Source organism: Ruminococcus sp. J1101004sp1_RTP21198st1_B9_RTP21198_201120 (genome assembly GCF_040924245.1).
In the GTDB taxonomy this organism is placed as follows: domain Bacteria; phylum Bacillota; class Clostridia; order Lachnospirales; family Lachnospiraceae; genus Blautia_A; species Blautia_A faecis.
Genome location: NZ_JBCOMI010000021.1, coordinates 66,574 through 79,859, shown reverse-complemented (window position 1 = coordinate 79,859; position 13,286 = coordinate 66,574). Strand labels below are relative to the sequence as shown.

Annotated in this window: 16 protein-coding genes; 5 read left to right on the top strand and 11 right to left on the bottom strand. The window is 41.1% G+C overall.

Annotated features, from left to right (window positions below; translation table 11 throughout):
* The first annotated feature begins 538 nt into the window (after positions 1–538).
* Complete coding sequence (locus AB5618_RS14680) at positions 539–1,603, top strand: tyrosine-type recombinase/integrase (protein ID WP_173717481.1); 1,065 nt, start codon at positions 539–541, stop codon at positions 1,601–1,603.
* 8 nt (positions 1,604–1,611) lie between these two features.
* On the opposite strand, the gene AB5618_RS14675 is transcribed toward AB5618_RS14680, so the two are convergent.
* Both AB5618_RS14675 and AB5618_RS14670 read right to left on the bottom strand, forming a co-directional pair.
* On the bottom strand, positions 1,612–2,964 hold the full coding sequence (locus tag AB5618_RS14675) for a site-specific integrase (RefSeq protein WP_173772825.1): 1,353 nt from the start codon (positions 2,962–2,964) through the stop codon (positions 1,612–1,614).
* Complete coding sequence (locus AB5618_RS14670) at positions 2,951–4,141, bottom strand: tyrosine-type recombinase/integrase (RefSeq protein ID WP_368366861.1); 1,191 nt, start codon at positions 4,139–4,141, stop codon at positions 2,951–2,953. The genes AB5618_RS14675 and AB5618_RS14670 overlap by 14 nt, the downstream gene beginning before the upstream one ends.
* 135 nt (positions 4,142–4,276) lie before the next feature.
* Between AB5618_RS14670 and AB5618_RS14665 the strand changes: the two genes are divergently transcribed.
* Positions 4,277–4,516: a helix-turn-helix domain-containing protein gene (locus tag AB5618_RS14665; protein ID WP_118584335.1), complete on the top strand. Its 240-nt coding sequence runs from the start codon at positions 4,277–4,279 to the stop codon at positions 4,514–4,516.
* A gap of 163 nt (positions 4,517–4,679) precedes the next feature.
* On the opposite strand, the gene AB5618_RS14660 is transcribed toward AB5618_RS14665, so the two are convergent.
* The gene (locus tag AB5618_RS14660; protein WP_173772823.1) at positions 4,680–5,048 is read right to left on the bottom strand and encodes a hypothetical protein; all 369 of its coding nucleotides are present in this window, start codon (positions 5,046–5,048) and stop codon (positions 4,680–4,682) included.
* A gap of 135 nt (positions 5,049–5,183) precedes the next feature.
* Here AB5618_RS14660 and AB5618_RS14655 point away from each other — a divergent pair, with 135 nt between their 5' ends.
* Positions 5,184–5,423 (top strand): helix-turn-helix transcriptional regulator, encoded by a 240-nt coding sequence (locus AB5618_RS14655; protein WP_117854310.1) that lies wholly within the window; start codon positions 5,184–5,186, stop codon positions 5,421–5,423.
* A gap of 94 nt (positions 5,424–5,517) precedes the next feature.
* Here the strand turns inward: AB5618_RS14655 and AB5618_RS14650 are convergent, their stop codons facing one another.
* A complete protein-coding gene (locus AB5618_RS14650; protein ID WP_173772822.1) occupies positions 5,518–5,715 on the bottom strand; it encodes a hypothetical protein in 198 nt (65 codons plus the stop codon).
* Positions 5,716–5,808: 93 nt separating this feature from the next.
* Between AB5618_RS14650 and AB5618_RS14645 the strand changes: the two genes are divergently transcribed.
* Positions 5,809–6,261, top strand: a complete 453-nt coding sequence (locus AB5618_RS14645) for a hypothetical protein (RefSeq protein WP_173772821.1) — start codon at positions 5,809–5,811, stop codon at positions 6,259–6,261.
* Between the two features lie 375 nt (positions 6,262–6,636).
* On the top strand, positions 6,637–6,876 hold the full coding sequence (locus AB5618_RS14640) for a DUF6061 family protein (RefSeq protein ID WP_107001876.1): 240 nt from the start codon (positions 6,637–6,639) through the stop codon (positions 6,874–6,876).
* Between the two features lie 183 nt (positions 6,877–7,059).
* Here AB5618_RS14640 and AB5618_RS14635 read toward each other — a convergent pair whose 3' ends face one another.
* The 7 genes from AB5618_RS14635 to AB5618_RS14605 all read right to left on the bottom strand — a co-directional run.
* Entirely contained in the window at positions 7,060–7,419 is a 360-nt protein-coding gene (locus AB5618_RS14635) for a hypothetical protein (RefSeq protein WP_226815842.1), read from the bottom strand.
* A 144-nt stretch (positions 7,420–7,563) separates the two neighbouring features.
* Entirely contained in the window at positions 7,564–7,818 is a 255-nt protein-coding gene (locus AB5618_RS14630) for a metalloregulator ArsR/SmtB family transcription factor (RefSeq protein ID WP_173772820.1), read from the bottom strand.
* Between the two features lie 136 nt (positions 7,819–7,954).
* A complete protein-coding gene (locus tag AB5618_RS14625) occupies positions 7,955–8,656 on the bottom strand; it encodes a succinate dehydrogenase/fumarate reductase iron-sulfur subunit (RefSeq protein ID WP_173772819.1) in 702 nt (233 codons plus the stop codon).
* Between the two features lie 5 nt (positions 8,657–8,661).
* A complete protein-coding gene (locus AB5618_RS14620) occupies positions 8,662–10,206 on the bottom strand; it encodes an FAD-binding protein (protein WP_117855362.1) in 1,545 nt (514 codons plus the stop codon).
* A complete protein-coding gene (locus AB5618_RS14615; RefSeq protein WP_173772818.1) occupies positions 10,203–10,742 on the bottom strand; it encodes a pilus assembly protein PilX in 540 nt (179 codons plus the stop codon). The genes AB5618_RS14620 and AB5618_RS14615 overlap by 4 nt, the downstream gene beginning before the upstream one ends.
* Positions 10,743–10,752: 10 nt before the next feature.
* The gene (locus tag AB5618_RS14610; protein WP_368366860.1) at positions 10,753–11,271 is read right to left on the bottom strand and encodes a hypothetical protein; all 519 of its coding nucleotides are present in this window, start codon (positions 11,269–11,271) and stop codon (positions 10,753–10,755) included.
* A 16-nt stretch (positions 11,272–11,287) separates the two neighbouring features.
* On the bottom strand, positions 11,288–13,286 hold a 1,999-nt coding region (locus AB5618_RS14605; RefSeq protein WP_368366114.1), incomplete at its 5' end, for a heavy metal translocating P-type ATPase.

Genomic DNA, 13,286 nt, shown 5'->3' with positions numbered 1-13,286 from the left:
GATTTGGATAGTGCCTTTTTTTCTGAATAAGTGGGAAAAATAATGCTCATTTTTGAACCTATTTTTACCCCGAAAACAGCATTTGGTCACTGCGGTACCGGCTGTGGTATATGCCGTTAATTATCCTATTATAATACAGGTCATTTCAGAAATTCAAGAGAAATCGTGTGCTTTTGTGGAAATGGTGAAAATTGTCTGCTGTCACTCCTTTTTTACAAGATTCTTTTTTTCAATACTAATATGTCATATTTTTTGTTTCTGTCAAAAAATGTTGAGGTGCTTGTCACTTTTGGGCTATCTGTTTTCTTGGAAAACCTTTCTTAAATAACCATTCTTAAAAATATTACATATTAAACGCGTAAGTATTCTATAAATATATTTCTTTGTATGGACATCCACCTTACAGGATTAATATGTCATTTTTTTAGAATTTTGTCAAAAATTTTTCATAAAAGATCAGATTCTGAGCGAAAATCGGACAATATATAATTGAAAGACAATTAAACGCTCAGCCAATGATGGCAGAAAGGAAAAAAGAATGAGAAAAGAATCAAAAGAAATGGCTGTTACAGCCACAACAATGAAAAAAGAGAAAAGGAACGAAAATGCTGCAACTACTTTTGTCAATTACCTGGAGAGCTGGTACCAGAACGAATACCTTCCGAATTCAACCAGCAGCAGTACGGATGCTTACTACCACTGGATGATCTTCAATGTCATTGAACCCAACCTTCCGGATAAGGAGCGGGCGGTTGACGATATCGATGCAGAATATCTGAATGCTCTTTTGGCACGTATCGACCGAAAAAATGAAAATATGGCTGCTTCGGCATACCGTTTTCTGCGTGTTTTTATAAAGGATAGTTTTGAACCAGATACCGGAGATTATGAACTTTTCTTTCAATTAAAAAAATATTCCGTGTTGGAAAAAGATCCGGTTCTTTATACAGCGGAACAGCTTACCTGCTTTTTATCAGCTGCAAAGAAAGACAACACCTCCCATTATCTGGAATATGCCCTGGCGCTTTACTGTGGGCTGAAACCCGGAGAAATCCTTGGACTTAAATATGACAGTTTCAATCTGGAGGCAGGTACGGTAACGATCTGCGGGCTGCATGCACGGAACTATATGTCCGCTGACAGGAATGGAGTTAACGGTAGCCAGAACTTCAAATACAGTGGCAGAAAACTCCGTTCAGACAGCAATTACCGTACTGTGCCTGTTCCGGAATTTTTATTTGATGAGATCAGGGACCGGAGATATCTGAATGAGGGCATTATTCTGAAATATCCTGGACTGGCCGAAGAAGGCGCCCTGTGCCTTGGTCCATATGGAAAAGTCAAGACGCTTCCCACACTGAATACCAGACTGAAAAAGATCACTCAGTCCTATGGCCTGCCCCGCATCTCCCTTGGAGATCTGAGATATATGTATCTCGCAGATCTTATCAAAAAGGAAAAACAGTTTAAAAAGATCATGGAACTTTTCGGATATGCAAATCCTTACCGGATGCTGAACCTCTGCCAGCAGATCGCGGATATCCAGGGAGAGACTTTAACTGTAAACGTTCCGTTTCCTGAGATATTTTATTATAAAATGTAAAGCTGATTTTAATCATAAAAATAATTCCAATAAGCATGAGTATCGGGAAGCTGGTAGGGTTTCTGTTCCACATTGCACTGCCTTTTCGGTTCCACGCAGCCCTGTTCCTTCGATAAAAGATGATGGGCCAACACATACTCTTCGATTATCTTTGAGATGTCATAGGTTTCCTGTTTCTGGGAGGCTACATAGATCCTGCTGGTAAAATCCGGGCTGTAATGTCCAAGACATTTAGAGATCGTTTTCATGTTGACCTGGTACTGTGCGAGGACTGTGGCATAGGTATTCCGGAATTTTCTCCAGGGTAGCCGGGAGATCCCGCTCTGTTCCATCAGGCGGTTGTAAGACTTGATATAAAAACTACGGTTATGGCACTGCCCGTTTTCATGACAGCAGATGTAGCCCAGATCCAGGAATTCTGGATCAGAAGCTTTGCGTTTTTCGTAGCGCTGTCGTTCCAGGAGGATCTCATCCAGGACAAAATCAGCCAGTACTACTGCTCTTTTGCTGTTTTTTGTTTTCAGTGGGAGTTCACTGCACAGTACCGGCCTGTTCTCCTGCGCCACTTCCATGTACAGGTTCTTTCCAAGCTGGCGTTCCACAAAAAGTTTCTTGCCAAGGAAATCAATATCGCTGTACCGGAGTCCGGTGATCTCAGAAATCCGCAGGCCGGCAGTGACGGCAAGGAGCATGGGCAGATAAATCATGGGTTCCTGCTGTTTACACAGATATAAAAGATGGGCAGCTTGTTCCACGGTATAAACCTGCTGCCGGGTATCCACTTTTTTCTTCTGGCATGGCTGTTTTACTTCGGAAGAGATCCCGGTATAGATATCTCTGGAAAGATAGTTGTGTTTCCGCGCATAGCAAAGGGAAGCCGTGACGACACCCGCCGCAGTTCTTAATACTCCCGGATGGGGAATACCAGACAATGCCTTTACCAGGTCTCTTCTCTGCAGCGCATCCAGCTTTTTATGGCCGAGTTTAGGAAGCAGATAGTTTTCTATGATATTCCGGTAAGCGTTGTAGGTATTATAAGTGATCCTTTTTTGACCGAGCATATGATGGTAAAACCAGAAATCATAAAACTCTTTCACGGTATAAGAAAAAGGGATGAAACTGCCGTTTGCGATTTCCATGAGGGCCTCATCCCTTTCTTGGCGGGCCAGCTGCTTGTTGGAAGAGGTGGTCCGCTGTACCATCTTCACATCGCCGGACTCAAAAACAAGTAAAAGACGGAAACAGTATTTTCGTCTGGCTTTTATGTATATAACGTCACCAAGGGATTTCCCGGAAATGAGCCTGCCATAAAGGAAGGTTTCCTTTACCGGCATCTGGAGATAGGGTTCATTCTTTTTCACAGGTTTTTCCCTCCTTTTTTCCAGCGCCAAGGACCGGGTCCAGGGAACCTGCAACGACAGCACCAACTTCAGGATCCGTACATGGAATCCTGTTGCAAAATGCCAGTGTTGTAGTCTGTTTTGTGTGGCCAAGGATACCAGAGACTGCTTCAAGGGAAAAATCCTGTTCGAGAAGAAAACGGGCGAACATATATCTCAGATCACGCATGTTCAGTCTTGGAAGACCCGCTTCTGTGGTGATCACTTTTAAAGCAGCTCCTAATGTAGAAACAGACTTTATCTTTGCTGTGGGGCCAAGACAAAGATAAGATTTATAGCCTGTAGCTGATGGATATTTTGTCAGGAGTTTCCTGTTTTCTTTCCGCCGGGCAGAAAGTTCCGAAAATAAAAAAGACGGAATTTTTAAGCTTCGGTTCTGTTTGGTCTCTTCCAGTTTTTTTAACTGGCAGTTCTTCCCGGAATCGTTCGAGGTATAGATCCTCTGGATTGTGATAGTCTGCTCATGACGGTTGAAATCCGAATACTTCAGTCCAAGGATTTCCCCGGGTGTCAGGCCGCAGAAAAGAGCCAGTTGAATCTCCAGGTAATGGTTGGAATTGGAAGCGGCAGTCAGGAATGTGCGAAGCTGTTCCGGGGAATAGAAAACCGGATTTCCGGGAGACTCCGGATAGTGCCGGATCTGCTGGAAGTCCATATCTGGAAGCCAGTTGTTTACACGGGCGTGTTTCAAAGCGTTGTGTAGCAGCTTATATGCATAATAGCCTCCATTGCAGCAGTAAGCCTGACAGGATTCCAGAACCCTATTGAGATAATCAAGAGTGACACATCCCAAAAGAATATCCTTATGCAGATGAGGCTGGATGATCAGGTTTATGATCCATTGCTTTTGAACCAGTGTACGGCTGCCATTAGAACCCTGAGCACACACATCATTCAGCCAGTAATCCAGATATTCCGAAAAGGTAAAAGGCATATCCCGCTCCTTTTTCAGTTTGGACAACTGGTCGTGGTAAGAAACCAGGGAACGTTGATAGCTCTCTTCTGCTTCTTCCCGGGATGAAAACCCGGTACGACGGCCGTATTCAATGGTGCAGATAAGAGGATTTACCAATTTGGTCAGATGAGCCCAGGTACCGTTGTCTTCCTGAAAGACGGGGGTTTTTGCTTGTTCTTTCATTGATTTGTTTTCTCCTTTGTGTGTTTGATATGCTTACAGATATTTCTCTATTACGAAACATTATATGAAGTTTCTCGGCTATTATCAATACAAAAGTTTCTTAATAACGAATTATTGATGAAAGTAGGGAATATCATGCAGAAACTCAGACCGGATATGAACATTGGCGGGAACATACAGAAAATACGGTATAGCCGAAAGCTTACACAGGATCAAGTGATTGCCAAAATGAATCTCATGGGGATCCAGATCTCCAAAAGTACCTATGCGAAGCTGGAAACAAATCGGATGAATATTAAAGTAAGCGAACTGGTGGCCATGAAGGAAATCTTTGAATGTGAGTTTAATGATTTCTTTGAAGAGCTGAATGAGTAATAATATAGATAAAATATTATTCGGGGAACTCTCTTATTATCTAGGTATATGGCAAAACGTAATTATATAAGAGGGTTCTCTGTCTTTTTATATAAGATAATGTCGTATGTGACAAAATGTTTACAAGAAGGTCAGAATTTTTAAATTCCTGATTTCTCTTAGCTTATGCGCCTATATCATATTGAAATTTCGCATATATAGAATGCCGCATTTTTTCATATAATTGCTTAAAATTTTCTTCTGCATCGTCAGAAGAGATAGTATTTGAAGTGATTAAGTCACTTTCGAGCCGACTGCTGTAATTAAGGGCAAACTCAGGGTATTTCAGAAATGTATCCAGGGCAGCAGATTCCAGTTCCTCTCCTACTTTCAAACGTTCCAACTGAATACTATCAAAAAGTTCTTGTGTCATAGGTACGATCCCGTATATTGCAGCCCATTGAGTCTGAGTGAAATGTTTCAATTCTGCCGGCAATGTCAGTAATTTTTGTTTTTGCTCCAAGGTCAATTCGTTGAATAAACTTTTTTCCATAATCAAAATTTCCTCCCATTGGAATAAGTGTGTGCAAGTAATTACAGTAGAGATTCTACAACTTATAATTCAATTATATATTAGTTATCCTATACTTACAATCCTGAATAATATTGTAGTTGAGGGTAATGGTATATGGAAGATCGTAATTATGGAACTATCCGGATCAAATTGGATGAAATGATAGAAAAGCAAAACATCAGTAAGAACAAATTGGCTCACCGCGCCGAAATGCAAAGGACCCAACTCAACCAGTTTTGTAAAGGAACGGTAACACGGCTGGATACCGCTGTTTTAGCCAGGTTGTGCTGTGCATTGAATTGTAAGATCGAGGATCTGTTGGAGTACGTTCCACCAGAAAATAAGGAAAAATAAATATATCTCATAAGCTAAAAAGTGCAGAGAAGTATATTATACAGTTATACGTCTCTGTACTTTTTTGCTTATGATGGTCATATCCTTAATGAAATCATTGTAGGTAACCATCCGCTATGTTTTCACTCATGTGTGAGATATACCCCAACAACCTATATTCCCTTTCATTTTTCCAGTCACAGATCGTGCCATCAGCAAAATTAAAATCTATACCTCTTCCCTTTGCAATATTCATACTTCTTGTAAATGTATTGTATAATCCTACTGTAGCCCATGAAAAAGCTGTATCCATGAAAAACACAGCTATCTCATAAGTGATATTGAATCCACAGCCAATCGTGCTACAATAAAATTATACATTTCAATATAAGAAGGAGGTCATTCTATGGCACTGCAAGAAGATTTCAATCAAATAATAGATTACGCACATTTTTGGAACTGGGCTCCTGATTGGGGAGAAGTGCAAAGAATATACGAGAAATTCCCTGATTCCTTCTCCGTACTTACGCCCTTTGCGTATTCCTATTTGGAAGAACTGATTAGAATTACAACCTCCGACTATGGACTTCCTTTATTCGATCGTAATGGGCAACCAGTTAAGGTCAATGTTGGCATGAAGTTGATTTCTTTGGCAATAGCAGAAAATCAAAATAATCAGGAATATGTCAAGGTTCTGGAAGAAACAAAGAAATATTTCAAATATGTAAAAGTAAACAACGATGAAAACGGGCGAAACAGAGTTATGCATGGATTCGTTCATCCCCGTTTTTGGAGCAAGGAGAACTTCGAACAACTCATTCATCATATTGCTGTTCTTTCACCTTACTCAAAGTTTTAATCTATAACTTCGCTTTGAAATACGTTTGGAATACTCGCTTGTGATTCTGAGGAACCATCTTGAAAGGATCTGCGTTTAGCAATTCCGATTGAGATTTCACCTGTTTTAAGAGATTTAATAACTGTTATATTTTGTTATTAAATTCTCCGTAAACCCTTGAAAACACTGAATTTATCACTGGTGAGCTTTCCCTTATTGTTTCCCTTGTGTTATATTGTCCCACCAGTGTTTACGAACTCTGATAAGGGCAAATACAAGGGCAAGAAAATCCTATAAAACAGTATAACACAAAATAAAAGTGACATGGTGAACTGATTGAAATGCTTCTGATTTTTGCAACAAATGATTGATTTAACGATAAGGAGATTTGATACGATGAGAACAATATTTGCAGAATACAATCCCAAGCGCAACAGTATTGATGTTTATACCTCTGTTGGCTATATGCTCCGCATTGACTGTTGGGAAGCTGAAAAGGACTTAAAAACCACATCAGGATCAGACTGTGCATTAAACGCACTCGCCATTGATGATCCTCTTGAATATGCAAGATTATATCTTGATGGAAATTTGCAGATGTGGGTAGATGCGGAAGACTCATTAGATATTTTTTAATTTTTAAACAAATACAACAGTTTAAATAACTATTAGCTACAATATTTCCGGAAAATTCATCATAGGTTTGTATAAACGCAAAGAAACGGCGGCTCTGAAAATCAAAGTCGCCGTTCTAAATTGTCTGGTTTTTCTTTTGCCGTCATGCGGCAGATAATCAATTCATTCTATTTTGAACTTCTTTTATGCTACCTGATGTCTGCAATAGGAATGAATCGCCAAGAATGTAAACACAAATAATTCAATTCCTGCCGAAATCAAAATAACATGCGGTGTCCAGAAACTCATTCCACCGATATTCAGATAATTGAAATTTGCAAGCTGAGAAAGGAAATTGTTCTGCATACCAATTCCGGCAGATGGAAGTATGGTAGAGAGCCATGTTGCTCCCATCGCCACATAAGCAAAAAGCGACATGAGAAGAACTACGATAGAGATCAGCAAAACTGTCAATGTGTCTTTACATTTTGCAGACAGGAACAACATACAGCTAACCGTTGCTAATACAGAAAGTAAGCCCGCTGCTGCGAGAATTATCTGCAACTGCCCCAGATTGATGTTTGGCAGGTTACAGTCAGGTAACGCTGGAAAAAACTAATTCCTGAATTTGATTCTTTTTTCATGATATCTGCTCTCCTTAAATTATTTACAACAATCCCCGTCACCGCATCCAAGGCAAGTAAGGGATTATATAAAGTGTTTGTAATTCATCAATGTCTCACAATTCAAAGAATAGTGATGCCATTTTCCTTCCTTACGATCATTCACAAGGCCGCATCCTACTAATATCTTCATATGATGGGATAAAGTTGGCTGGGTAATTTCAAATCTTTCCAAAAGTTTACCCCCGCACTTTTCTCCATCCGACAGCATCTGTACAATTTCCAGCCGGTTCGCATCGCCCAAAGCCTTGCATATCAAAGCCACATCCATTGCATTCATATTGACACCTCACATTGATCATTGTCTATGTTCAATATAATATATACATAGATATTTGTCAATGTATGTATTTTTAAAAAAGAGAATCAAGTTTTTGATTCTCTTCATACATTCATTATAGCTTTTATCATCCATTTTATTTGCCCCAAACAGCCGCTGCATTCGACCTTACAAGCAGTTCTTCCACAGGCAGACCAATCGGACAAATATCATGACAAGATAACGACTTCCCGCATCCCTCAAAATATTTCTTCTTATATTCAGCAGAAATCTCATTCAAATGAGTGCTTTCCTGTTCTTCATTCAGAATCCGAAATGCGTTGACTGCAGCAACAGCGCCTGCGAAAGTCCCATTTGCAGAGAAGTTAGGACACACTTCAAGGCAGAAGCCACACATCAGACAGCGTGCCGACTGGTATCTCGGTTCATGTGTCCACGGATTCATATAAGCTTCACTTTCAAGCCAAAGGTTCAGTTTTTTCAAATTTTCAAACAGAATTGACCGGTCAACGATCAAATCTCTTACAAGCGGAAATTTGCTTAAAGGTTCCAAGATGATTGTAGAACCTTTTAACGTATGTAGAAATGTAGAGCATGCCAACCTCGGACGTTCGTTAATCAGCATGGCGCAAGCCCCACATTTTCGCACCATACAGCTACATTCCCAGCTGATGGGAGTAACTATATTTCCTGAGTTATCTTTCAAAGGGGTTCTACTGTTCAATTCCTTTAGAACAGTGGCAACAGAGCTGTTTTTGCTTCCGTCATACTCAAATTCCTGCCAATAACTGTCTGATTTCTGACTCTCCTGCCGCCTGATTCTTATTTTATATACCAAGTGAATCACCGCCTTTCTGGAACAGGTACAAAGGAAATCTGTATCTGCTTTCCATCAAATCTGGCTACCGTTGTTTTAAGGTAATCATCGTCATTGCTCTTCGGATAATCCTCCCGCCAGTGTGCACCACGGCTTTCTTTTCTTGCAAGAGCACTCTTTAGAACTGCCATGCCAAGCAATGGGAGATTTCCTGTCAGCGCTTGTACCGTTTGAATCCCATTTAACAACGTATTCTCATTTCTGACAACGCCCATAGTCTCCTGCATCACTTTGTTTAATTGCTTTATTTCTGAAATTTGAGACGCTGGTGGAAAATCTATCTGTGTCGCACAAGATAGATCTACTACATCTGCCTGTTCGCATGCTGATTTTGCCGCAACACGTCCTCCGTATAACGCTCCTAACAGAGAATTTCCACCAAGACGGTTGGCACCATGATATTGGGCACAGCATTCTCCGGCAGCGCAAAGATTCTGAATCGGCGTTCTGTGCTGCTCATCCACCAGAATGCCTCCCATAAAATAGTGAATTCCCGGTAAAACAGACACCGGTTCCTTTCGTATATCTTTATGCAGATAGGTCATACAATCGTCTGCCAGACCAGATAGCTTATTTGAAATAATCTCCTCCGATATTTCCGTCATGTCAAGAAATACCTCTGATTCATGGCTGACCTTCCATATCTCTCTGGCGGTAATATCTCGTGGCATCAGATTTCCAAGCTCCGGGTATTTTTCCTCCATGAAATACCATTGTTTTCCATCTTTCATGGCAAACAACCTGCCACCTTCCCCTCTGGCCGCCTCGCTGATGAGCATGCGTTTTCCACCACATTTCACAGTTGTCGGATGGTACTGGATCATCTCGCCATTTGCCAGAGGAACACCAAGCCGGAACAATTCTGCGGTGACTTCTCCTGTATTGCTCAGCGAACCCGTTGTATTTCCAAACAATCCGTGCATACCACCGGTGGCAACAATAACCGCATTCCCCGGTAATTCCACAGTCTCCTGACTGTATTCATCCCTGATTACGCAGCCACAACAAATATTGCCACACAGACGAAGTGTTAGGAAAGAATGATGGCTGAACCGTTCTACCATACCAGATGCTTCTTTCCTGCGAACAGCATCTATCATAGCTGTCATGATCTGCTTCCCGGTATCGCTCTGTGCAAAAGCAGTCCGTTTCTTTTTCTGCCCGCCAAAATTCCGCAGATCCACATCATCATAGCCACTCATGTTAAATTTAACTCCAAGTTTTAGCAGCCAGTGCACCAGCTCCGGTGCTGCCTGTGTCATTCCCCAAACTGCATTTGGATCTGCCAGACCACATGCTGCCTTTATTGTATCTGTAAAATGTTCTTCGGGACTGTCGTTTTCATCTTTTGTATTCAAAGCTGCGTTGATACCGCCCTCCGCCATAACAGACTGTGCCCGCTCTGACGGAAGGGAGGAAACCAGTTTTACATTGCATCCATTTTCCGCTGCCTGCAAAGCCGCTGAAAGTCCTGCCAGTCCAGCACCTATAATAACAATTGTCTTACTCATAGATATTGCCACCCAATATAATATAAAATAACCGCTCCCGCTATAAAAAGAAGAAGCACCGAAAGGATCAAATAAATATCACTCCTTCGTTCTTTATAACTGATGATTCCCAGTGATACGAGCAATGGGCGGATATTGATAAAAATATGGACAAAGATTGCCGCTACGAACAAAAGCTGAGTTACCATCTTTACCGTTGTAAAAGGGAACAAAATATATGTCCCATTCTGCACCTTTCCAAACAAGCCAATATGGAATAACAGCAGAATCATTATTGCCAGCCCACTGGCTCGTCTCGCCCAGAATATGGCGTTCTGTTTCAGATACATTTTTCCGGATTGCTTCGCTGTCTGTAAACTCTGAACTGTCAGGATGACACCAATCACCGTATGCACAACAAGAATACCAACACCAATCCATGCAAGAAGTTTCCCTGCACTACTTCCAACTCCGTTCAGCATAAAGCTTCCCATGATTCCATGAATCATAAAAATGAGAAGCATTAAAACAGACAAAATCGTATTCCATTTTCTCATAAATTCCCGCTCACCTCATTTCTTCGCTGTCCATGATCATATAGTCCATCTGTGTTAGCGTTGTAACGTCAATAAAATCATCCGATGCCAGGAATACATCATACTTTCCACTTATCACTCTTGATAGCATCATTGTGTTACTGTACTCTTTCAGATCTACGAAAAAACCGGCCTGTTTCAACCTGTCACAGAGTTTCTTAGCATAACTGACAAGCGGATAATCCGTCTCAGATACATATAACCGAAAACTAATGTCCGTTTTCATGAGATCTGTTTCATTTGTTTCCGAATCGTCCAGTGCCAATTCTTTTAATTTATTCCGGGTGTTCTCGTTGTCGAGACCATCTGACATCATATTAATACCGAGAACATAAGAGCCTTCCAACTGTGCGGAGGCTTGAGCCGCCTTTTTTGACTTCGGTGTTGCTCCTGTGACTGCATCAATCATAGAAGGCGGTGAATGTAATATGACACCAAAACCTACAAGAAAAACAATCGTAACAACTAACAGAATCAGTTTTCGTTTCACATTCCCACCTCATTTCCTATTTTTTCAAAATTCTCATTGCGTTCAAAACAGCAATTATGGTAACGCCTACATCACCAAATACAGCTTCCCACATTCCCGCAATACCAAGAGCGCCAAGAATCAGGAACACACTCTTAATTCCAAGGGCAATCACTATATTCTGCATGACAATTTGCTTTGTCGCTTTTGCCACATCAATCGCATCCACCAGCTTAGATGGTTCATCTGTCATCAGAACCACATCCGCAGCTTCAATGGCCGCATCTGAACCAAGACCACCCATTGCGATACCAACATCCGCACGAGCAAGGACAGGAGCGTCATTGATACCATCACCAACAAAAGCTAATTTGCTTCCCTGTCTCTTTTTACTGTCCAAAAGCTCAACCTTTTCCACTTTTTGATCAGGAAACAGTTGTGCATAATATTCATCCAACTGCAATTCTTCCGCAACAGCCTTTCCGATTTTTTCATCATCACCAGTAAGCATGACTGTTTTTTCCACACCGATATGTTTCAAATCAGAAATTACTTTTTTGCTGTCCGGCTTTACTTCATCTGTTATCAAAATGCATCCGGCATATTGACCATCTACTGCTACATAAACCTTTGTACCAACTTTTTCACAGGCTGTGTACTCCACATGCTCTGAATCCATAAGTTTCGTATTGCCAGCATAAACTTTCTTCTTTCCTGCCATGGCACTGATTCCATATCCGGAAATTTCCTTGTAATCAGAGATAACTGATTGGTCAATTTCTTTTCCATAAGCAGAGAGAATGGATTTTGCAATAGGATGGTTAGAAAAGCTCTCTGCCTGGACCGCATACTCCAGAACCTGTTCTTTTGAAAATCCATTTGCAGGCAGAATATCAGTCACATTGAAAACACCCTTTGTAAGTGTTCCAGTTTTATCGAACACAATAATGCTGACATTATTAAGCGCCTCTAAATAATTACTTCCTTTTACAAGAACACCTCGTTTAGATGCCGCACCAATACCTCCGAAGAAAGTCAGCGGGATTGAAATGACCAATGCACATGGGCAAGATACCACAAGGAAAACAAATCCTCTGCGAATCCACTCTGTCCAACCTCCACCAAGAAGGATCGGTGGCAGAATTGCCAGAATAGCTGCTAAGATTACAACAACAGGAGTGTAATAACGTGCAAATGTAGTAATGAAATTTTCTGTTGGTGCTTTTCTACTGGACGCATTCTCCACAAGATCAATAATCTTTGAAGCAGTAGATTCACCAAATGCTTTCGTTGTCTTAATCGTTAAAACACCCGTCTGATTCATACAACCGGAAAGTGCTTCGTCTCCTTTATGAACGCTTCTCGGAACCGATTCTCCAGTTAAAGCCCTCGTATCCAGCATAGAATCTCCATCCAATACCACACCGTCTAATGGGATTTTTTCACCAGGCTTTACAATAATAATCTCACCAATGGCAACACTTTCAGGAGATATGGTAATCAATTCTCCGTTCCTTCTGACTGTAGCACAATCCGGACGTATATCCATTAAATCTGATATAGATTTTTTGGAACGCTCAACAGCCAATGACTGGAAAAATTCACCAACTTGATAGAACAGCATAACAGCAACTGCTTCCGGATATTCACCAATGACAAAAGCACCAATCGTAGAAACGCTCATCAGGAAATGTTCATCAAACACACGTCCCTTTGAAATATTCCTCACAGCTTGCCATACAACATCCCCGCCAAGAATAATATAGGAGACAATGAGAAAAACTAACTCGACAGGCAGTGGTACTTTCGCAAAAACTGTCAATGCCATACCAATACCATAGATTGCTGCGCCAATCGCTAAACGAATCGTCAACTTCTTGTCCTCATTGTTATAGGATGTATTGGTATCCTGTTTTTTTGCAGGTATATAGTATTCCTGTGCAATTTCGGAAACTTCTACATCTGGCTCATGGCTGTGGACAATCGTTTCAATCTGACTGGCTATTGTATTTGCGGCAACTGGAGCAACATTGATT

What these genes read in the sequence shown, in the direction of transcription:
- AB5618_RS14680 (WP_173717481.1), top strand. Translation starts at nt 539, where the DNA reads ATGAGAAAAGAATCAAAAGAAATGGCTGTTACAGCCACAACAATGAAA.
- AB5618_RS14670 (WP_368366861.1), bottom strand. Translation starts at nt 4,141, where the DNA reads ATGAAAGAACAAGCAAAAACCCCCGTCTTTCAGGAAGACAACGGTACC.
- AB5618_RS14665 (WP_118584335.1), top strand. Translation starts at nt 4,277, where the DNA reads ATGCAGAAACTCAGACCGGATATGAACATTGGCGGGAACATACAGAAA.
- AB5618_RS14660 (WP_173772823.1), bottom strand. Translation starts at nt 5,048, where the DNA reads ATGGAAAAAAGTTTATTCAACGAATTGACCTTGGAGCAAAAACAAAAA.
- AB5618_RS14655 (WP_117854310.1), top strand. Translation starts at nt 5,184, where the DNA reads ATGGAAGATCGTAATTATGGAACTATCCGGATCAAATTGGATGAAATG.
- AB5618_RS14650 (WP_173772822.1), bottom strand. Translation starts at nt 5,715, where the DNA reads ATGGATACAGCTTTTTCATGGGCTACAGTAGGATTATACAATACATTT.
- AB5618_RS14645 (WP_173772821.1), top strand. Translation starts at nt 5,809, where the DNA reads ATGGCACTGCAAGAAGATTTCAATCAAATAATAGATTACGCACATTTT.
- AB5618_RS14640 (WP_107001876.1), top strand. Translation starts at nt 6,637, where the DNA reads ATGAGAACAATATTTGCAGAATACAATCCCAAGCGCAACAGTATTGAT.
- AB5618_RS14630 (WP_173772820.1), bottom strand. Translation starts at nt 7,818, where the DNA reads ATGAATGCAATGGATGTGGCTTTGATATGCAAGGCTTTGGGCGATGCG.
- AB5618_RS14620 (WP_117855362.1), bottom strand. Translation starts at nt 10,206, where the DNA reads ATGAGTAAGACAATTGTTATTATAGGTGCTGGACTGGCAGGACTTTCA.
- AB5618_RS14615 (WP_173772818.1), bottom strand. Translation starts at nt 10,742, where the DNA reads ATGAGAAAATGGAATACGATTTTGTCTGTTTTAATGCTTCTCATTTTT.